General features: G+C 57.7%; 15 protein-coding genes and 1 pseudogene. 13 read left to right on the forward strand and 3 right to left on the reverse strand.

Features of this window, described 5'->3' with window-relative positions:
* Positions 1–422: 422 nt before the first annotated feature.
* Positions 423–3251 (forward strand): annotated as a pseudogene (locus tag KQX66_RS27850) (PAS domain-containing sensor histidine kinase).
* A gap of 60 nt (positions 3252–3311) precedes the next feature.
* Here KQX66_RS27850 and KQX66_RS27855 read toward each other — a convergent pair.
* The 3 genes from KQX66_RS27855 to KQX66_RS27865 all read right to left on the reverse strand — a co-directional run bounded on the left by KQX66_RS27855 (position 3312) and on the right by KQX66_RS27865 (position 6388).
* Positions 3312–5084, reverse strand: a complete 1773-nt coding sequence (locus KQX66_RS27855) for an Rqc2 family fibronectin-binding protein (protein ID WP_216796135.1) — start codon at positions 5082–5084, stop codon at positions 3312–3314.
* Positions 5085–5239: 155 nt separating this feature from the next.
* Positions 5240–5746 (reverse strand): hypothetical protein, encoded by a 507-nt coding sequence (locus KQX66_RS27860; protein ID WP_216796136.1) that lies wholly within the window; start codon positions 5744–5746, stop codon positions 5240–5242.
* A gap of 6 nt (positions 5747–5752) precedes the next feature.
* Positions 5753–6388, reverse strand: coding sequence for a TetR/AcrR family transcriptional regulator (locus tag KQX66_RS27865; RefSeq protein ID WP_216796137.1), 636 nt, complete (start codon positions 6386–6388; stop codon positions 5753–5755).
* Between the two features lie 190 nt (positions 6389–6578).
* On the opposite strand from KQX66_RS27865, the gene KQX66_RS27870 reads away from it, so the two are divergent.
* The 12 genes from KQX66_RS27870 (at position 6579) to rsmB (ending at position 21410) form a co-directional block, all read left to right on the forward strand.
* Positions 6579–9371: a calcium-translocating P-type ATPase, SERCA-type gene (locus tag KQX66_RS27870; RefSeq protein WP_216796138.1), complete on the forward strand. Its 2793-nt coding sequence runs from the start codon at positions 6579–6581 to the stop codon at positions 9369–9371.
* Between the two features lie 149 nt (positions 9372–9520).
* Entirely contained in the window at positions 9521–10357 is an 837-nt protein-coding gene (gene dapF / locus KQX66_RS27875) for a diaminopimelate epimerase (RefSeq protein WP_216796139.1), read from the forward strand.
* A gap of 32 nt (positions 10358–10389) precedes the next feature.
* Entirely contained in the window at positions 10390–12285 is a 1896-nt protein-coding gene (locus KQX66_RS27880) for a bifunctional homocysteine S-methyltransferase/methylenetetrahydrofolate reductase (protein ID WP_216796214.1), read from the forward strand.
* Between the two features lie 29 nt (positions 12286–12314).
* Positions 12315–13196, forward strand: a complete 882-nt coding sequence (locus KQX66_RS27885; protein ID WP_216796140.1) for a YicC/YloC family endoribonuclease — start codon at positions 12315–12317, stop codon at positions 13194–13196.
* A 270-nt stretch (positions 13197–13466) separates the two neighbouring features.
* Positions 13467–13727 (forward strand): extracellular matrix/biofilm regulator RemA, encoded by a 261-nt coding sequence (gene remA / locus KQX66_RS27890; protein ID WP_009672664.1) that lies wholly within the window; start codon positions 13467–13469, stop codon positions 13725–13727.
* On the forward strand, positions 13717–14358 hold the full coding sequence (gmk, locus tag KQX66_RS27895; RefSeq protein WP_216796141.1) for a guanylate kinase: 642 nt from the start codon (positions 13717–13719) through the stop codon (positions 14356–14358). The genes remA and gmk overlap by 11 nt, the downstream gene beginning before the upstream one ends.
* A gap of 1 nt (position 14359) precedes the next feature.
* Positions 14360–14575, forward strand: coding sequence for a DNA-directed RNA polymerase subunit omega (gene rpoZ / locus KQX66_RS27900; RefSeq protein ID WP_054974465.1), 216 nt, complete (start codon positions 14360–14362; stop codon positions 14573–14575).
* Positions 14576–14649: 74 nt separating this feature from the next.
* Positions 14650–15855, forward strand: coding sequence for a bifunctional phosphopantothenoylcysteine decarboxylase/phosphopantothenate--cysteine ligase CoaBC (gene coaBC, locus KQX66_RS27905; protein ID WP_216796142.1), 1206 nt, complete (start codon positions 14650–14652; stop codon positions 15853–15855).
* A 7-nt stretch (positions 15856–15862) separates the two neighbouring features.
* Entirely contained in the window at positions 15863–18367 is a 2505-nt protein-coding gene (gene priA / locus KQX66_RS27910; protein WP_216796143.1) for a primosomal protein N', read from the forward strand.
* Between the two features lie 102 nt (positions 18368–18469).
* Positions 18470–18952 (forward strand): peptide deformylase, encoded by a 483-nt coding sequence (gene def, locus KQX66_RS27915; RefSeq protein ID WP_216796144.1) that lies wholly within the window; start codon positions 18470–18472, stop codon positions 18950–18952.
* Positions 18949–19905, forward strand: a complete 957-nt coding sequence (gene fmt / locus KQX66_RS27920; RefSeq protein ID WP_216796145.1) for a methionyl-tRNA formyltransferase — start codon at positions 18949–18951, stop codon at positions 19903–19905. Before def ends, fmt begins: the two co-directional genes overlap by 4 nt.
* 32 nt (positions 19906–19937) lie before the next feature.
* Positions 19938–21410 carry a 16S rRNA (cytosine(967)-C(5))-methyltransferase RsmB gene (gene rsmB, locus KQX66_RS27925; RefSeq protein ID WP_216796146.1) on the forward strand — a complete coding sequence of 491 codons (1473 nt, stop codon included), beginning with the start codon at positions 19938–19940 and terminating at the stop codon, positions 21408–21410.
* Positions 21411–21432 lie beyond the last annotated feature (22 nt).

The following is a 21432-nucleotide window of genomic DNA, read 5'->3' on the forward strand; positions in this document are numbered from 1 at the left end:
ATCGGAAAGCCGTATGAGGGAAAACCTCACGTACGGTTTGATGAGGAGGGGCAGATTTCTCTGCCCTTCACTCTAGTACCGGAGCATCGTGCTGTCAAAAAAAGTGAGCGAAATTGGAAGAAAACGGGTATACTTGAGCTGTAGCTTTATTTTTGATACGGAATCCTGTGGGCGTAACGGGTTAAACGTGGAAGGGAACCGGGATTCATGTACCGGCTGGGAAAGAGGTTGAAATGAATGAACGGTAATCAAGCATTGCAGTACAGGCTGTGTCCGTACGAATCGGGGGGAAAGATCGTCAGAAGGGGAACGCCGGCCGGAGGGCTTGAAGCACCTCCGCAATTTAGGCCGGAAGGCGGCGAAAAGGAGTCTGTGTTTGACGAACAGACGCTGCAGCGGATTCTCGGGCTGATAAACAAAGTATGTGGAATCGACTTCCAGAATTACAAGCGAAGCAGCCTCATCCGGCGCATCGAACGCCGCATGGGCAGGCTGAACCTGGCAGAGATAGAGAGTTATGAGCGAGTATTGACAGGCGAGCCGGACGAGCTGCTTGCGCTGGGCAAAGATCTGCTTATCGGGGTGACGCATTTTTTTCGCGACCCGCAGGCATTCGAGACGATTCGGAAAAAGGTCATTCCCGCCATCGCAGAATGCAGGCGGCAGGAACGGCATATTCGCGTCTGGGTTGCGGGATGCTCGACCGGTGAAGAAGCTTATTCCCTCGCTATGCTGTTTCATCAATTCAACGAGAACTCGGCGGAGGCTTATTCGGTCAAAATTTTCTCCACCGATCTGGACAAGGACGCAATCGCTGCGGCCAGTCAAGGCATCTATCCCGAAGCGGCGGTGACAAGCCTGCCGAAACCATGGCTGAGGCGGTATTTTACCCGAAACGGAGACCTGTATCACATCGATAAAGACATTCGTCAGATGGTCGTGTTTGCGCATCACAACATGGTTGAGGACCCGCCGTTCAGCCGCCTGGACCTGATCGCCTGCCGCAATCTGTTGATCTACCTGCAATCCGAGACGCAGCAGAAGGTGCTGTCGACGTTTCATTTTGCGCTTAATCCGGATGGGTTTATGTTTTTGGGACCGAGCGAAACGATCGGCCGGCTCACGCATTTATTTGTCCCTTATGACCGCAAGTGGAACATCTTCAGGCAGAAGCAGCCGCCTGGACCGGGGCCGGTGTTCGCAAGCGAAATCGACAGGGGCAACCCTGAGGCTGCCCGGACACGTACGCTGGCATCGGCAAGGCGGGGGCATCGGCAGTTGAAGGATTTGCAAAGCTTCATGAGAACGGACGAGTTGTATACGGCTTTCGTGGACGAGCACATGCCGCCCTGTATGGTGATCGACGAAAACAACGAAGTGATTCACCTCAGCGGCAACGTGAATCCTTATGTAACGCTGGCGAAGGGAAGACCGAGCTGGAACATTTACAAAATCGTTGAGGGTCGCCTGGCAGTGGCGATTGTAACGGCCATGCAAAAAGTCCGCAAAGAAAAGCGTAACGTTTATTATCATAACATAAAGGTAAGCGGCCCCGAGCCGCCCACATTCGTTAATTTGATCGTGAATCCGTTTTCATTGAAAAACAAAAAGTTCGACAAGCTGGTGCTCGTTTTGTTCGAGAAGCCGGAGCATTCTGGCAATCCGGTCCGTGCTGACGACGAATTTGAAATTGAACCGAACGTCAACCATCGGATGATCGAGTTGGAGCAAGAGCTGCGACAAGCGGAGGAGTCGCTTCAGGCGACGATTGAAGAGCTGGAGACGTCCAACGAGGAGCTTCAATCGGTTAACGAAGAGCTGGCTGCGATGAACTCGGAATATCAGTTCAAGCTTCAGAAGCTGAGCGAAGCGAACGATGATATGGACAATTTTTTGACCAGTACCAATATCGGGGTGGTGTTCTTGGACACCAACCTGTGCATTCGCCGGTTTACGCCTGCCATCACGAAGGAAATCAACTTGCTTGAGGTCGATTGCGGGGTCCCCTCGGGCATATCTCCCATAACTTCGATGACGACGGCATCGTGCGCGATGCCCAAAACGTGCTGAAGACGCTGATTCCCGTCGAGCGGGAGCTTCGGAGCCGCAGCGGGCTGTGGTACAGCATGCGCGTCCTGCCTTACCGTACGAGCGATCATGTGATCAAAGGCGTCGTCCTGACGTTCGCGGACATTACGGAGCTGAAGTCGGCCAACGAGCAGCTGCTTAAGCTTTCTTGCGCCATAGAGCAAAGTCCCTCCGTCACCGTCATTGCCGATGCGGAAGGAAAGATCCAATACGCGAACCCCAAATTTACGGAGATGACCGAGTTCCAAATGGCCGAGGTGGCGGGAAGTTCCCTTCGCGAGCTGAATCATTGGGACGCCTCTCCAACCTCATTCGAGGAAATCTGGAGCCTGCTCTCGTCCGGACACGAGTGGAAGGGCGAGTTGGAATGCCGGCGCAAAAACGGGCCGAATTACTCGGAATTCGTCAAAATTTTGCCGATTAAAGATCAGGATGGCCGGATTATCCATTATCTTAAAATCGCCGAGGACATTACGGAACGGAAGCAAACGGAGGAATTGCTGCGGAAATCGGAGATGCTGTCGGCCGTCGGCCAGCTTGCGGCCGGCATCGCGCATGAAATTCGCAATCCGCTGACCGCGCTCAAAGGCTTTACCAAGCTGATGGGTTCGGGAGGACAGCACGGAAACTATTTGTCCATCATGACGGACGAGCTGGAGCGGATCGAAGAGATCGTGAGCGAGCTGCTCGTGCTGGCGAAACCGCAGGCGGCCGACTTTTTGCCGAAATCCGTGGCTTCAATTCTGCATGACGTCGTTATGCTGCTCGAAACGCAAGCCATCATCAGCAAGGTGACCATTGAAAAGGACATCGAGGATGAGCTCCCACTGGCAAGCTGCGTGGAAAACCAGTTGAAGCAGGTATTCATCAACGTGCTGAAGAACGGGGTGGAAGCGATGCCCGGAGGCGGTACGTTCCTCGTCAAGATGGAAAAGTCGGAGCGGGGCAGCATACGCATCAGCTTTATCGACCAAGGCTGCGGCATTCCGGAGAGCAAGCTGGCGAAGCTGGGCCAACCGTTTTATACGACGAAAAACAAAGGAACGGGTCTCGGGCTCATGGTCAGCTACAAAATTATCGAAAATCATCGCGGGTCTATGACCATAACGAGCAAGGAAGGAGTCGGAACGACGGTCGTTATTGAACTTCCGGGGGTGCCGTAAAAGAAAAAGCACCTGATTCGCAATATTGCGGATTCAGGTGCTTTTGCTCGCTGCGCAGGTTTATTTTATGGCTACCGGCAACTGCTTGATATTGCCCGGATCGGGCGTGATGAACAGTGTTTTTTGATGGTCGTAAATGACGAATCCGGGCTTGGCTCCGCTAGGCTTACGCACGTGCCGGATGAGCGTATAGTCCACCGGCACCTGGCTCGATTCCTTGGCTTGGCTGAACCAGGCGGCAAGCTGGGCCGCTTCGTGCAGCGTCGCCTCGCCGTACTCGGCGCTGCGAATGACGACGTGAGAGCCTGGAATATCCTTCGTATGCAGCCACGTATCGCCAGGGTGGGCGAGCCGGTTCGTCAAGTACTCGTTCTGCGTGTTGTTTTTGCCGACATAGATCGGGATGCCTTCGCTTGAAGTGTAGCAGGCCAGAGCCGGCTTTTGGTTCGGCTTTTTTTTGCGTCCTTTTTTGCCGCGGTTCCGCACATAGCCTTGCTCCGTCAGCTCCTCGCGAATTTCCTCGATATCGGCGAGTCCCGCGCTGGCCAACTGCTGCAGCAAGTTGTCCAAATAGCGGATTTCCTCGTGCGCCTCCGCCATCTGCTGCTGAACGGCGATCAAGCTGTTCTTGCTTTTGGTATATTTCTTGAAATACCGCTGGGCGTTCTCGGACGGCGTCAGCAGCGGATCAAGCTCAATCGTGACGGGACGCTGCTCTTCGTCGTAATAGTTCACGACCTCGATTTGCTTGTCGCCTTTGCGGATTTGATGCAGCGAAGCGGTGAGCAGCTCGCCCAGGATGCGGAAACGGTCCGCGCCGCGGGCGTCCTCCATCGTCTCTTCCAGTTTTTCCAGCTTTTTTATGTTTTTGCTGCGTTCGTTGCTGAGCAGCCGGAACAGATCGGCTACGCGCTGCTTCACGGTATCCCGCTCGGCCTTGTCTCCGTAATACGCCTCGAGGCAGGCGCTAATCGAGGAGAAGCGCTGCGTCTCGCCCTGCACGTGGCTCAGCTCCGTAATGGAGAAAAACGTTTTGCCCGTCGACGCTTCTTCGACAATAACCGCTTCCGCCGCTCCGGCCTCCAGTCTTTCGGTGAGCTCCCGGAACGGAGCCCACAGCTTCGCGGGCATTTCGGACGGTAGAGGCAGGCCTCCTCCGTTGACAGCGCGGTACACAAGCTCGCGGGCGACAAGCGGGCTAAACCCGCTGAAACGCGCGACAAGCGCCTGCTCCCAGAAGCGCGAGGAAGCGGGCTCATCGGCCGCCTCGGCCACTTCGGCAAGGAGAGCGGTGAACCGCTCCTGGCTAAGCCCGAACGGAAGCAGCTTGTGCTGTTCCGGCGGCGCCGTGTAGACGCTGCCCGGCATGACGATGCGGTAGCTGCTGATTGCCGGCGTGACGTGATGAATGCCGTCGGTGATGAATCCGGTCGCCGGGTCCTTCAAAATAATATTGCTGTGGCGGCCCATAATCTCCACGACGATGGTTTTGAGGCTGAGGTCTCCGAGCTCGTCGCGCTGCCGGATGTTCAGATGCAGTATCCGCTCGAGACCGGGCTGCTCGATCGCTTCGATGATGCCTCCCTCGCAATGCTTGCGCAGCAGCATGCAGAACATAGGTGCTTCCAGCGGATTCAGGAAGCTCTGCTCGGTGAGATGCACCCGGGGGTAGGTTGGATTGGCGGACAGCAGCAGCTTCAGGTTGCGGCCGGCCGCGCGGATTTGCAGGACGATATCGTTTTCCGATGGCATCTGCACTTTATTGATGCGGGCCCCGACGCAGCATTGCAGCTCGCGGGCCAGACTGTGAACGACGAGACCGTCGAAAGACATGCGGGACAACTCCATTCTTCATGCGCAGAAAGCGATTTTTGAGTGCTACCCTCTATCATGCCATATTTTGAAGCAAATTTTAAGCTGTAAGACCCGGATGCCGTTTTCGGGACCGTTTTTGTAGCCTGAGCCGACGGGAAGAGGGACGGTTCGTGTCAATATTGGCGAGGCTGCCGTTTCCTCTTCCGGAGCCAATACAGCGCCGCCGCGATGACCGCGTTGCATAGCACAAGACCCGTCAGCGCGGGCGCGACGACCGCGAAGCCGGAATCGCCGCCGAAATAAATGCTCCAAACGATCTTCAGTACGGCGATCAGATTCAGAACGAGCAGGCCGTACAGCCAGGACCGTTTCCAGAACGCATATGCGAGAGCGGCCAGCGACCCGGGCACCAGCAGCGTCATCAACATTTTCGCCAAGTTCCATTCGCCTAGCAAGTAGTCCTGCTCCATTTGCAAAAATTGCTGCACGTGCGGGTCAACCGCGGCTGGCTTCGCAAACCAGAACATGCTGCTCAACAGCAGAAGAAGCACGACAGCGATTCCTTTGAGGCTGCGCCTATAGGCGAAGAAACAGAACGGCAGAAGAAATAACGGACGAATGTACCAGCTCAACACGTTTTGATGCCTTTCATAAGCCCAGAAAAACCATTCCTCCAGCATTTGTATTTACCTCCCCGAACGATTTGTTGCGGCGATGCCGTTTTCCACGATCCGAAGCAGGCTGTCGATCGTCTCCATGGCCTGTTCCTCACTGCCGGACAAGGCTTGATCGGCGTAATGCTCCGCGACATACACGCTTAGGAACGAAATCAAATCGGCAAGCACCGGCGCATCGACGTCGGGGGCGATCCGGCCCGACTCTTTTTGGCGCTCAATGAGCCGAATGAAAAATTCGTTGCTTTTGGCCGCGGCATCGCCGGTTATTTCCCGTTTCAGCCCGGGATCGCGAAGCTTGGCGAAATCTCCCGCGATCGAAGCAAGCTTCGGATGCGCCCGGTAGAAGCGAATGCCGGAGACAAACAGCTCTCGCACCGTTTGCAGCAGATCGTTCCGTTCGAGATCACGGAAGGCTGCGACCGAGAAGTCCGCCTTTTGCCCGCCTATGACCTCCAGGACATGCTTGTAGAGGTCTTTTTTGTCTTCGAAATACTGGTAGAAGCTGCCTTTGGCAATGCCGGTTTTCGCGACGATACGCGAAATGCTGGCTTTGGCGTACCCGAGTTGATAAAACTCTTCCACGGCCATTTCGAAAATCAGGTTTCGCTTGTCGGCAGGCAAATTAAAAAATGTCGGATGCGGCATCAAACACAGCTCCTTTTGAATATGACTATACGGTCATATGACTATATAGTCATATTATACATCGTTTCCGCATTTTTTCAATGATCTGTGGGGCGAACGGTGAGCGACCCCGGCGTTCCTTTCCAGGTGCTAATTTCCAGCTTGTCTGAATACATTTAACGTAGACAACCTTTTGGGAGGGAAAAAGCAGATGAGTCAGAAGAAGTGGTATCAAATGTCGACGGAAGAAACCCTGCAGTCGTCCGGGACAGAGCCTTCAAAAGGGCTGACTATGGAGGAATCGGAAAAGCGTCTGGCCGCATACGGCAAAAACGAGCTGGCGGAAGGACAAGGCGTGTCTCCCGTGACGCTGTTTTTGAACCAATTCAAAGACTTCATGGTGCTCGTGCTCGCCGGAGCGACGCTCGTCTCGGGGCTACTGGGCGAATATTTGGACGCGGTCGCGATCATTGCGATTATTATCATGAACGGCATTCTCGGCTTTGTGCAGGAATTCCGGGCGGAGCGATCGCTGCGGGCGCTAAAGGAGCTTTCGGCGCCGAACGCCAAGGTGCTGCGGGAGGGCCAAGTGGAGCTCATCCCGGCACGATGGCTGGTTCCAGGGGATATCGTCGTGCTGGAAAGCGGCGACCGGGTGCCGGCGGACGTCCGGTTCATCGAGACGAACGGCCTTTATGCGGAAGAGTCCGCGCTAACGGGGGAATCCGTACCGGTCGCCAAACATACGGAGCCGCTGGAGGGAGATGATATCCCGCTAGGGGACCAGCGCAATGTAGGCTTTATGGGGACGATGCTGACGAGAGGAACGGCCAAAGGAGTCGTTGTCCGTACCGGCATGGCGACGGAGATGGGCAAGATCGCCGACCTGATCCAAAACACGGATGCCACCGAGACGCCTTTGCAGCACCGGCTCGAGCAGCTCGGCAAAATATTGATCGTCGTTGCACTGGCGCTGACGGTGATGGTCGTGGTTGCAGGCATCCTGCACGGACAGGAACCGTACGGCATGTTCCTCGCCGGGGTGAGCCTGGCGGTCGCCGCGATTCCGGAGGGGCTGCCGGCGATCGTGACGATCGCTCTGGCGCTTGGGGTACAGCGGATGATTCAGCGTAAGGCGATCGTCCGCAAGCTGCCTTCCGTTGAGACGCTCGGCTGCGCTTCGGTCATCTGCTCGGACAAAACCGGCACGCTGACGCAAAATAAAATGGCCGTGACGCACTTATGGACGGGCGGCGAGCTGCTTGAGGTGACGGGGAACGGGTACGACCCGCGCGGCGATATTTTGAAGCAGGGGCAGCACGTCGATGTGCGGAAAAACCAGATGCTGCGCCGGCTGCTGCAGGTTTCCGTGCTCTGCAACAACGCGGAGCTGCGGGAGGAGCGGGCGGAGTCCAAGAAAAATCAGCCGGACGACGAGACGGAGGGCGTGTGGAACATCAAGGGCGATCCGACGGAGGGAGCGCTTGTCGTGCTCGGGGCCAAAGCCGGCGTAACGCAGCAATCGCTCGAAGGCTTGTACCGGCGCGTCGTGGAGTTCCCGTTCGATTCGGAGCGCAAGCGGATGTCGGTCATCGTCGAGCATCAGGGCGGCCGGATGGTCTGCACGAAAGGAGCGCCCGACGTTCTGTTGCAGCAGTGCGCCTACGTGCTGTGGGACGACAAAATCATCCCGTTCACTCCGACGCTCAAGCAGAAGGTGATGGCGGCGAATGAAGGGATGGCCAAAAACGCGCTCCGCGTGCTCGGCCTGGCTTACCGCGATTTGAAGCCGACGGAACGGAGCGAGGAAGAGACGGCGGTGGAAAGCCAGCTTGTTTTCGTCGGTCTGACCGGGATGATCGACCCGCCGCGCAAAGAAGCGCGGGAAGCGATTCTCAAATGCCGCAAGGCCGGCATCAAAACGGTCATGATCACCGGCGATCACCAGACGACGGCGGAGGCCATCGCCAGGCAGATCGGCATTCTGCCGCAGGACGGCCTCGCTCTGAACGGCCAGCAGCTTAGCGCGATGAGCGACGACGACCTGGATAAACGCATCGGCGAGGTGTACGTCTACGCGCGCGTGTCGCCGGAGCATAAGCTGCGCATCGTCAAATCGCTGCAGCGCCAAGGCCACGTCGTGGCGATGACCGGCGACGGCGTGAACGACGCGCCGGCGATCAAGGCGGCGGATATCGGCATCGCCATGGGGATCAGCGGGACGGACGTATCGAAGGAAGCGTCCGCGCTCGTGCTCAGCGACGATAATTTTGCCACGATCGTCTCGGCCATCGAGGAAGGACGCGGAATTTACGAAAATATCCGCAAATTTATCCGCTACTTGCTCGCTTCGAATGTCGGCGAAATTTTGACGATGTTCCTCGCCATGCTGGCCGGGCTGCCGCTGCCGCTCGTGCCGATTCAGATTTTATGGGTCAATCTCGTGACGGACGGCCTGCCGGCCATGGCGCTCGGGGTGGATCAGGCGGAGAAAGATCTGATGCAGCAGAAGCCCCGCATGGCCAAAGAAAATATTTTCGCTCGCCGCCTCGGGTGGAAAATTATCAGCCGCGGCATTCTGATCGGACTATGCACTCTGGCGGCGTTCTACATCACGCTCAAGCAGGGCGGGGACGGCTCGGGCGCGCTTATGAAGGCGCAGACGGTCGCTTTCGTCACGCTGGTGATGGCGCAGCTCATCCACGTGTTCGACTGCCGCAGCTCACGCTCGATTTTCCACCGGAACCCGCTGCAGAACAAGTGGCTTGTGATGGCGGTCGTTTCTTCGCTGCTGCTGATGCTGCCGGTTCTTTATGTGGAAAAGCTTCAGCCGATTTTCAAGACGGTGCCGCTCGGTGTTGCGGATTGGATGCTTGTGCTCGTATTTGCGGGTATCCCGACATTTCTGATGGGCATCGGAAGCCTGATGAGCAAGCCGCGGAAACGCAAGCCTGCTTCTTACGGAGGCGGCGGGGCGAAGGCGATGAAGCCGGTCATACGGTAAAAGGGATGGGAGCCGGACCCCTGCGAAAGCAGAGGGTTCGGCGATTTGCATTTTCGCCCGAATTCGGATAAAATTTTGCGGAACCGCTATGCATAGCTGCGAATTTGCGATATAGTAGGGTGTAAAACGCTGAAATGGGAGCCAAAACGATGAATTTCACGAAAATGCAAGGGTTAGGCAACGATTTTATCGTCTTGCACGGCCACAAGGAGCTGCCTGTGGATGCATCCCGGCAAGCGATCCGGTTGTGCGACCGCCATTTCGGCATCGGCGCGGACGGTCTTGTCTACCTGCTTCCTTCGGCAAAAGCCGATTATATGATGCGAATCATCAATTCCGACGGCTCGGAGGCGGAGCAATGCGGCAACGCCATCCGCTGTGCGGCCAAATATATTTACGATCACGAGCTTGTTCCCAAGGACAAGACGGAGCTGACGATCGAAACGATCGGAGCCGGGGCGCAGGAGGTTCAGCTGACGCTCAAGGAAGGGCGCGTCGCTACGGTACGCGTCGATATGGGAGAGCCGGTATTGAACGGGCTCGAAGTTCCTACGACGATCGACGAGCCGCAGGTCATCGGGTATCCGGTCACCGTCGACGGACGCGAATTCCGGTTCACCGCCGTGTCGATGGGCAACCCTCACTGCGTTATCTTTGTCGAGGACGCCGTCGGAACGGATCTGTACGCCTGGGGCCCAAAGCTTGAAACACACGCGTTGTTTCCACGTAAAATTAATGTAGAGTTTGCGACGGTCCAAAGGCGCGATTACGCCGACATGCGGGTGTGGGAACGCGGCGCGGGCCCGACGCTCGCCTGCGGAACGGGCGCCTGCGCCACGCTGGTGGCCGGGGTGCTTACCGGACAAATGGACCGGGAAGCGGTCATTTCCTTAAAAGGCGGCGAGCTTCGGATCGAATGGAGCGAATCGAATAATCATGTCTATATGACCGGACCGGCGGAAATCGTGTTTAAAGGAACGCTGTAAGGTCCATCATGGAGAGAAGGGAGATGCCGTTGGTGAAACCGGATTTGCGAGAAGCTCTCAGACGTCAGGTGCTGGTAGGGGACGGGGCCATGGGTACGTACCTGTATCAGATGGGTTTTCCTGTCGGCATTTCTTATGAAGAATTAAATTTGTTGGAGCCCGATGTCATTATGGACGTGCATCGGCGCTATTACGAAGCCGGAGCGCGTTTAATCGAGACCAATACGTTCTCGGCGAACCGCGAAAAGCTGTCCAAATACGGGCTGGAGCAGGAGATGGAGGCGATCAACCGCGCCGGCGTCGAGCTGGCCAGAAAAGCGGTTGGAGACGACGCCTATGTTGTCGGCGCTATCGGCTCGATCCGGGCGGGCAAACGCAAAAATGTCCGCACCGCCAAGGTTAAGGAAGATTTGCGCGATCAGATCGAGGTGCTTGTCGATACGCCGGTGGATGGGCTGCTGCTCGAGTCGTTCTACGATCTGGAGGAAATGTTGATCGCGTTGAGGCTGATCCGCAAGGTCAGCGAGCTCCCGGTCATTTGCCAGTTTGCGACCGAAGGAACGGACTCGACGCATGACGGCATCCTGCTGACGGAAGCGTTCCGGAAACTGACGGCGGCCGGGGCGGACGTTGTCGGTTTCAACTGCCGGAGCGGTCCGAACGGGCTGATGCGTTCGCTTCAGCGGGTCGCCGGCATGGAGGGCGCGCCGCCATTCTCGGTGTTCCCGAACGCAGGGATCGCCGACTATGTGGACGGACGCTACACCTATGCGGCCACTCCGGAATATTTCGGGGAAACCGCCCGGAAATTCGTCGACTTGGGAGCGCGCATCATCGGCGGCTGCTGCGGCACGACGCCCGAGCATATCGCCGCCATGGCGCAGTCGCTTCGGAACTATTCGCCCAATCCGGATGCTTTGCGCTTGCTGCAGGAAGTCGGCGGCGGAAGCGAGACCGGCCGCATTGTGACGCGTCTGCAGCCCGTACCGACGCCTTCCGCTCCGGAGCCGAATCTCGCCGAGCTCGCGAAGGAGCGCTATACCGTCATCGTGGAGCTTGATCCACCGCGCGATCTGGACATCGAGAAGTTCATGCAGGGGGCGCAGGCGCTCAAAAATGCCGGGGTCGACGCGTTGACGATGGCGGACAATTCGCTCGCCGTCACACGGATGAGCAACTTGGCGCTCGGCAGTCTGGTAAAAGAGAGAATCGGCATGAAGCCGCTCATTCACATCGCGTGCCGGGACCGCAACATGATCGGTACCCAATCGCATATGATGGGGCTTCATGCGCTCGGCATCGACCATGTGCTGGCCGTGACGGGCGATCCGGCCAAATTCGGCGATTTGCCGGGTTCGAGCTCCGTGTACGATCTGACATCGTTCGAGATCATCCGGATGATCAAGCAGTTGAACGAGGGAATCGCTTTTTCCGGCAAGTCGCTGAAGAAGAAAGCGAATTTCGTCGTTGGCGCCGCCTTCAATCCCAATGTCAAGCACTTGGATAAAGCGGTGCAGCGGCTTGAGCGCAAAATCGAGTCCGGCGCCGATTATATCATGACCCAGCCGGTCTATAATGCGGAGCTGATCGAGAAGGTGTACGAAGCAACAAAGCATCTGGACGTTCCGATCTTCATCGGCATTATGCCGCTCGCCAGCGGGGGCAACGCCGAATACCTGCATAACGAGGTTCCGGGCATTCAGCTATCGGACGAAGTCCGGCAGCGGATGAACGGGCTCAAGGGCGAGGAAGGACGGGCCATGGGCGTGCAGATCGCCAAGGAGCTTCTCGATGCGGCGATGCGTTATTTTAAAGGAATTTACCTGATGACGCCGTTCCTTGCCTACGAGATGACCGTACAGCTGACGGAGTACGTTTGGGAGAAAGCGCAGCGGCTTGATTCCCACTTGTACCCACTATCAAAATGAATTAGAATAGGATAATGGATGTGAAGGCCATGGTCATCAGTATGACCGGCTTCGGACAAGCCGCACGTACGACGGACGGCTTCCGGATCCAGATTGACCTGAAATCGGTCAATCACCGTTACTGCGAGATCGTGGTACGGATGCCCCGGGAATTTGCCCGTTACGAGAACGCGGTGAAAGCCGCCGTTCAGCAGCACGTAAGGCGCGGGCGTGTCGATGCGTTCGTTACGGTCGAACGCGACCGCGACGTACCGCAAGCCGTCGAGATCGACTGGAGCTTGGCGATGGGCTATGTTCAGGCGGCCGAACAGCTGCGGGAGCGGTTGTCCCTCAAGGACGAGCTGAGCCTGCGCGACTTGCTTGCCATTCCCGGCCTGGTTGCGATCGGGCAACATCAGGAGATGGCCGAGGAGCGGATGGAAGCCGAGCTCGTTGCCTGCGCAGCGGAAGCGGCAAGGGAGCTTTCGGACATGCGCGAGAAGGAAGGCGCCTTTCTTCAGAACGATCTGATACAGCGTATCGGGACGATGGAGCATTATTGCAGCACAGCCTCGGGGATTGCGCCACAAGTGGTCCAAGACTATGCCGGCAAGCTCCGCGCCCGGATCGAAGAGCTTTTGCAGCAAGCGCCTCCGGACGAGCAGCGGCTTGCCATGGAGATCGCCGTCTTCGCCGACCGTGCCAGCATCGCCGAAGAACTGACCCGTCTGCAAAGCCACTGCAAGCAGTTCCGGGAGCTGCTGAAATCTTCCGAGCCGGTGGGCCGCAAGCTCGATTTCCTCGTTCAGGAGATGAACCGGGAAGCGAATACGATCGGTTCCAAAGCGAATCATGCCCAACTGGCCGCCGTGGTGGTCGACATGAAAGCGGAGCTTGAAAAAATGCGGGAGCAGATTCAAAATATCGAGTAATTTTAGTAATTAACTCTTTCTTTTGAAATGATTTTTGTTCGTTGCGGTTGGCGGAGAACAGAGGATCTGCCGGAGCATATGCTTCCGATGCAGTTTTCCTTTGCGGAAAACTTGCAGTTTACGTGCCGCCTTTGAAATTGGGTTCTTACCGCAAAGGAAGTTCATGAAGAACCCGATTTCAAGAGCGGCCGAAGGCAGATGCTGCTGATTCGCAGCCTCTGACGAACAACCTCTCATTTTAAAAGAAAGTTCCAGGGGGAACCTATAACAATGGCGATCAAACTAATCAACATCGGTTTCGGGAATATCGTATCTGCGAATCGAATCATTTCCATTGTCAGCCCGGAATCGGCACCGATCAAACGGATCATCCAAGAAGCGCGCGACCGCCATATGCTGATCGATGCGACTTACGGTCGCCGCACCCGCGCCGTCATTATCACGGACAGCGATCATGTCATTTTGTCCGCGGTACAGCCGGAAACGGTGGCGCATCGACTTTCCAATAAGGACGATGATCATGACGAGTAATGTAGGATATACCCCTGCGGATAAGGGAATTTTGATCGTGCTTTCCGGTCCTTCCGGCGTCGGCAAGGGTACCGTCTGTAAAGCGCTGCGGGGCTGTGCGCCGGATATCGTATATTCGGTTTCCGCAACAACGCGGGCTCCGCGGCAGGGCGAAGTGGATGGGGTCAATTATTTTTTTAAGACGAGAGAGCAATTCCAGCAAATGATTGCGCAGGACCAGATGCTGGAATGGGCCGAGTACGTAGGCAATTATTACGGAACACCGCGCAAGTTTGTAGAAGACACGCTGAACGCAGGCAAGGACATTATTTTGGAGATCGAAGTGCAGGGTGCGCTGAAGGTGAAGCAGAAGTTCCCGGAAGGAGTCTTCATTTTTCTGCTGCCACCGTCGCTGCCGGAGCTTGAAAGCCGCATCGTCGGACGCGGCACGGAATCCGAGGAAACGATTCGCAGCCGCATGTCGGTGGCGGTCGACGAGATCGCGATGATGGAGCATTACGATTATGCTATCGTCAACGATCAAGTAGATTTCGCCTGTTCCCGGATCCGCAGCATTTTGACGGCGGAGCATTGCCGTAAAGACCGGATGGTTTCCAAAATTCAACACTGGATGGCTGAGGTGAAAAAATAACATGTTGTATCCTTCAATCGACAAGCTTTTGGACAAAGTAGACAGCAAGTATTCGCTCGTGGTAGCGGCCGCCAAACGGGCGCGCATGCTGCGTGACGGCTCCAAAACCGAAGTAAAGCAAAAGAAGTCGCATAAATATGTAGGTCTGGCTCTGGAAGAAATCTACGAAGATCATATTTCCTACGAGAAATTGCAAAACAAAGAGTCCTTAAAGTAAACAACAACCCTCGCGGTTGTTATTTTTTTCGCAAGGATACGATTCATTGCCCGTAAGGGAAAGGAGCGAAGCCCATGTTGAACGGAAAAACGGTCTTGCTCGGGGTCAGCGGCGGCATTGCCGCTTATAAAGCGGCGGCGGTGTGCAGCAAGCTGGCACAGGCGGGAGCCGACGTGCGGGTCATCATGACGGAATCGGCGACCAAATTTGTAGCGCCGCTGACGTTTCAAACGTTGTCGAGACACGACGTCATTGTCGATACGTTCGACGAAAAGGACGCTTCCGTCGTATCGCATATCGATCTGGCGGACCGGGCGGACGTCGTCGTGATCGCCCCGGCTACCGCCAACGTCATCGGCAAAATCGCTCTGGGCCTCGCCGACGATATGCTTAGCACGACGCTATTGGCCACCACGGCGCCGATTCTCGTAGCTCCCGCCATGAACGTACATATGTATGCGCACCCGGCGGTGCAGGCCAACATGCAGAAGCTTGCGGAGCGCGGCGTGCGGTTCATCGAGCCCGGCACGGGTCAGCTGGCTTGCGGCTATGTGGGCAAGGGCCGTCTGGCGGAGCCGGAAGAGATCGTGGCTGCGGTCGAACGTTTTTTTCAAGAGAGGCGGCTGCTTGAAGGGAAGCGTGTTCTGGTAACGGCCGGCGCGACGGTGGAACGGATCGACCCCGTCCGGTACTTGACCAACGATTCCTCGGGCAAAATGGGCTACGCAATCGCCGAGGAAGCGCAGCGGATGGGGGCGAACGTGACGCTCGTCACGGGCAAAGCTTCAATTGCCGCGCCCGCCGGCGTGACCGTGGTCAAAGTCGAATCCGCGCTGGAGATGATGGAAGCGGTCCTTTCCCGACTGCCCGAGCAGGATGTGATTATTAAGGCCGCGGCCGTGGCCGATTACCGGCCTGCGGAGCAGGCGGAGCATAAAATCAAGAAAAACGAAGATGAAATGACGATGCGGCTGGTGAAAAATCCGGATATCGCGCAAGCGGTCGGCGAACGGAAGAAGCCGTCGCAGCTTCTCGTCGGTTTTGCGGCCGAAACGCAGCATTTGGAGACATTTGCGCAGGAAAAGCTGAAGAAGAAGCGCTGCGATCTGCTGGTAGCCAATGACGTGACGATGGAAGGCGCAGGTTTCGGGACCGATACGAACGTCGTACGGATTTATGATTCCGGGGGGCTGGTTGAAGCGCTGCCTCTGATGTCGAAAGGACAAGTCGCGGCCAGATTGCTCGCGCTAGTTGCGGATCGTCTCGGAAAGGGGAGATGACCGACGAATGTACGCCAAAGTTATTGTGGATGTCCCGGCCCGGCCTACAAACCGGGCATTTGATTATATAGTACCGGAAACGATGCGGGACTACATCGCCGTGGGGAGCCGCGTAGGCGTTCCCTTCGGCCCGCGGACCGTACAAGGGTTTGTCGTGGAGCTTCATGACGGAACGGACCTCGACCCGGAGAAGCTGAAGCCGATCCGCCAGACGCTGGACGTTACTCCTCCGCTAACTCCCGAGCTGGTAAAGCTGGGCCGCTGGATCAGCCGCACGTATCTTTGCCACGAAATTATTGCGCTGCAAGCAATGATCCCCGGCGCGCTGAAGGCCAAGTACGAACGGCATGTGAAGGTGGCCGACGAACCGGAGACCAAAGAAAAGCAGCCGGAGCTGCTGCCTCTGCTTCTTCCCGAGCAGGAAGAAATCCTCGCTTATGTCCGCAAGCACGAATCGGTCGAGCTGGAATCGCTGCTGCAAACCTTTTCGGAAAAAGGCGCACTGATCAAGCAGCTGCTGGAGGACGGCCGGCTGACGGAAATTCAAATGGTCAAAGACCGGATGTCTTCGAAAAAAGCGCTGTATGTGTTTCCGCCGAACGATCCCGATCAGATGGAAGCGTGGCAAGCCGAGCTGCCGGCGCGCGCGGCCAAGCAAAAGCAAGTGCTCGCTTTTCTGCAGGAGCATCCTGAGCCAATCAAGCTGACAGAGCTGCTGACGAAGCTGCAAATCACCGCCGCAGCGGTCAAAGGGCTCACCGAACGAGGCTGGCTTCGGCTGGAGGAAACCGAAGTGCAGCGCGATCCCTATGCGTCGCGCACCTTCAAGCCGACCTCGCCGCTCCCGCTGACGCCCGAACAGCAATCGGTGTTCGAACGGATCAGAGAAGCGGCGCAAGGACGGACGCGTCGCGTCTTTTTGCTGCACGGCGTGACTGGCAGCGGCAAGACGGAGGTCTACCTCCAGTCGATCCAATCCTGCTTGGATCAAGGCCGCGAAGCGATCGTCCTTGTCCCGGAAATTTCGCTTACGCCCCAGATGGTGGAGCGGTTCAAAGGAAGGTTCGGCAATCGGGTCGCCGTGCTGCACAGCCGTCTCTCCAACGGCGAACGCTATGACGAATGGCGCAAAATCGTGCGCCGGGAAGTCAGCGTCGTGATCGGCGCCCGCTCGGCGATTTTCGCGCCATTCACGAATATCGGACTCATTATTATTGATGAAGAACACGAATCGACCTATAAGCAGGAAGAAAGCCCGAAATATCACGCTCGCGATGTGGCGATCGCCCGGGCGGGTGAACACGGGGCCTCAGTCGTGCTGGGCTCCGCTACGCCTTCGCTGGAAAGCATGTACCGGGCTTCCGTCGAGGCCACGGCTTTAGCAACCCCGGATCGTCCGGCATTCGAATTGCTCTCCATGCCTTCGCGCGTCGAGGGAAGGCCGCTGCCGCGGGTGAACATCGTCGATATGCGCGAGGAACTGAAGAACGGCAACCGGTCGATGTTCAGCCGCGCCTTGTATAAAGCGATCGAAGATCGGTTACACAAGAAGGAACAGGTCGTCCTGCTGCTGAACCGGCGCGGGTACGCCACGTTCGTCATGTGCCGCACCTGCGGCTATGTCGCGGATTGTCCGCATTGCGATATCTCGCTGACGTACCATCAAAGCTCCAAGGCAATCCGCTGTCATTACTGCGGCTACGCGGAGCGCGAATTGGCCGTCTGTCCGGACTGCGGCAGCGAGCATATCCGCCACTTCGGCACGGGAACGCAGCGCGTCGAGGAGGAGCTCGGCAAGCTGTTTCCCGGCATTCGCGTCATTCGCATGGACGTCGACACGACGACGGAAAAGGGCTCGCACGAAAAATGGCTCACGATGTTCCGCAACCGTCAGGCCGACGTGCTGCTGGGAACGCAGATGGTCGCCAAAGGGCTTGATTTTCCTTACGTGACGCTCGTCGGCGCGCTAGCTGCCGATTCCGTTCTGAACCTGCCCGATTTCCGCGCGGCCGAACGGTCGTTCCAGCTGCTGACGCAGGTGGCGGGACGCGCCGGACGGCACGAGCTGCCCGGCGAGGTGTTCGTGCAAACGTACACGCCGGAGCATTACAGCATTATGAGCGCGAGCAAGCACGATTATATGGGCTTTATGCGCAAGGAGATGCTGATGCGCAAGCTGCACAATTACCCGCCGTTTCACCGGCTGGTTTTGATTACGTTGTCGCACGAGCAGGTACAGCTGCTGCTTCGCGCGGGCGAAATGCTCGCTTCCCGTCTCAAGGAGCTGGCGCAGACGATGCAGGCGGACGGAACCGAGCTGGAGGTGCTGGGGCCCGTCGCTTCGCCGATTTCAAGGATCAAAGATAGATATCGGTTTCAATGCATGATAAAATATCGGGGAGAGACGGACATTTCCGCCTTGGTGCAGAAAGCGGCCGCCGTGCTTGACGATATCGTGAAGCAGCAAAAGCTGACGGTGTCGATCGATGTCGATCCCCAAGTGTTAATGTAAGGCGCTGTCAACCGGCCCGTGCGGCCGGAATATACATAACGTATCAGTCCGGCTGTAAAAAGCCGGTTCATTCTGTTGAACTGAAAAAGGATGGTGCACGAAATGGCAATCAAAATCATCGTGAAGGACCCGGACCCGGTGCTGCGTGAAAAATGCAAGCCGGTTCCTAAAATTACACCGAACATTCATAAGCTGTTGAATGATATGGCGGATACGATGTACGATGCGGAGGGCGTAGGACTGGCCGCGCCGCAGATCGGCATTCTCAAGCGGGTCATCGTTATGGACGTCGGCGACGAGCACGGCTTGATCGAGCTGATCAATCCGGAGATCATCGAGCGGGAAGGAGAGCAGTTCGGACCGGAGGGCTGCTTGAGCATTCCCGGATTTACGGGCGATGTGAAGCGGGCAGCACGTGTGAAGGTGAAAGGTCTCAACCGCAACGGCGAGGAGATCGTCATCGAAGGGACCGAGCTGCTGGCCCGCTGCATCCAGCATGAGGTGGATCATTTAAACGGGGTGCTGTATACGGATCTCGCTGAAAAAATGTATCGCAGCGAGCAAGAGGATCGTGATGACGCATGAGAGTGATTTTTATGGGCACGCCGGAGTTCGCCGTGCCGTCTCTGCAGACGCTGCTGAACGATAAAAATCTGGAGGTCGTCGCGGTCGTCACGCAGCCGGACCGTCCGGTCGGGCGCAAACGCGTACTGACGCCGACTCCCGTCAAGGTCGAGGCGGAGAAGCACGGCCTGCCCGTGCTTCAGCCGGAACGGCTGCGCCGCCCGGAGTCCGTCGAGGCGATCCGCACCCTGCAGCCGGATCTCATTGTGACTGCGGCCTTCGGACAAATTTTGCCAAAATCGGTACTCGATCTGCCGAAGCTGGGCTGTATTAATATTCACGCTTCGCTGCTCCCCAAATACCGCGGCGGAGCGCCGATTCATTACGCCGTGATGAACGGCGACGCCGTCACCGGCGTCACGATCATGTACATGGCGGAAGGTCTGGATACCGGCGACATGATCAGCAAGATCGAGGTGCCGATCGAGGACAGCGATACGACCGGCACGATGTTCGACAAGCTGAGCTTGGCCGGAGCGGAGCTGCTGGAGCGGACGCTGCCGGATTTGTTGGCGGGCCGTGTGCAGGCCGTGCCGCAGAACGATGCGGAGGCGGTATACTCGCCCAATATTACCCGCGAGCAGGAACTTATCGATTGGACAAAGCCGGCGGAGCAGCTGTGGAATCTGGTGCGGGGGCTGCATCCTCGTCCGGGAGCTTACACGCTGTGGAACGGCGAAGTATTGAAAATATGGACGTGCGCCAAGCCCGACGAGTCGGATCAGGCATCTGAAGGCGTACAGCCGGGTACCGTGCTGGAAGCGGGAGAACGCGGGATCGCCGTCGTTGCCGGACAAGGCGTGCTCCGGATCACGGAGCTGCAGCCGGCGGGCAAGAAGGCCATGGACGCCGCCGCGTTCGCGCGAAGCGGACAGCTGGCGCCGGGCACCGTGCTTGGGACATCGGGCGATTGAGCTGTGAGCTATAGAAGAAAAGCGGAGGAATTATGAGCGAAACGAATCAACCGTCCTCCGGACGGACCAAGCGGGCGGGAGCGGCAGGAGGCAAACGTGCCAGTGGTGGAGCCTCGGGGAACCGTCAGGGGAATGCTCCCCGGGCAAGCAAAGGCACGGCTCAGGGCTCGGCCAGGGAAGCGGCGCTTGATGTGCTGGTGCGGATTGAGCAGGACCGTTCGTACAGCAATTTGCTGCTCAACCAGACGCTGCAAAAGTACAAGCTGGATAAGCCGGACTCAGGGCTTGCGACCGAAATCGTCTACGGAACGGTGCAGCGGCTCGGCACGATCGACTTTTTCCTGGAGCGGTTCGTCAGCAAAGGGCTGGCGAAGCTGCAGCCCTGGGTTCGCAACCTGCTGCGGTTGAGCTTTTACCAGCTTCACTACTTGGACCGGATTCCGGACCATGCGATCGTCAACGAAGCGGTCAATATCGCGAAGCGGCGGGGCCATCAAGGCATCTCCGGCATGGTCAACGGCGTGCTGCGCAGCGTGCTCCGCAGCAAAAGCGAGCTCGTCCTGCCCGCCGGGCTGCCGGCCGAGCGGCGCATCGCGCTTGCGCAGTCGCACCCGGAGTGGCTGGTGCGGCACTGGGTCCGCGAGTTCGGCGAGCAGACGGCCGAGCGGCTCTGCGAGGCGAACAACACGCCACCGCGCGTGAGCCTTCGCGCGAATGCGCTGAAGCTCGGCCCGGGCGAGCTGGCCGAGCGGCTGCGGCAAGGAGGGCTCGAAGCGGAGCCCTCCGCCGTTGCGCCCGCCGGCGTGACCGTTCGCGGCGGCGGCAACATGGCCCTCTCGCCGGACTATGCGGCGGGCCTGTATTCGGTCCAGGACGAGAGCTCCATGCTCGTCGCGGAATGGGTGGATCCGCAGCCGGGCGAGCGGGTGCTGGACTGCTGCGCCGCGCCCGGCGGCAAGACGACGCACCTAGCGGAGAAGATGGGCGACCGCGGTGAAATCGTCGCTTGCGACGTGCACGAGCATAAGCGGAAGCTCATCGAGGAGCAGGCGGAGCGCCTCGCGCTGCGGTCAATTCGGACGCTGACGGCGGACGCGCGCCGGCTGGCGGAGCAGTTTGCCCCGGGAAGCTTCGACCGCATCCTGCTTGACGCCCCCTGCTCGGGGCTTGGCGTCATTCGGCGGAAGCCGGATATGAAGTGGAGCAAAAGCGAAGCGGAGCTGACGGAGATCTGCGATATCCAGCGGGAGCTGCTGGAGGCGGTGCATCCGCTGCTGAAGCCGGGAGGCGTGCTGGTGTACAGCACGTGCACGGTGGAGAAGGCCGAGAACGAAGACATGATCCGCGCCTTTTTGGAGCGGCATCCTTCGTTTGCGCCGGACCTGCCCGAAGTGCCGGAGACGCTCCAAGAGCGGCTGGACGAAGAACTCGCCGCGGTGCGGATTATGCCGTACGATTACGGTTCGGACGGCTTTTTTATCGCCCGGCTGCGCAAGCGAGCATAGAACCGCAAAATGTGGTAAAATA

This window comes from Paenibacillus oleatilyticus (assembly GCF_018998565.1).
In the GTDB taxonomy this organism is placed as follows: Bacteria; Bacillota; Bacilli; order Paenibacillales; family NBRC-103111; genus Paenibacillus_G; species Paenibacillus_G oleatilyticus.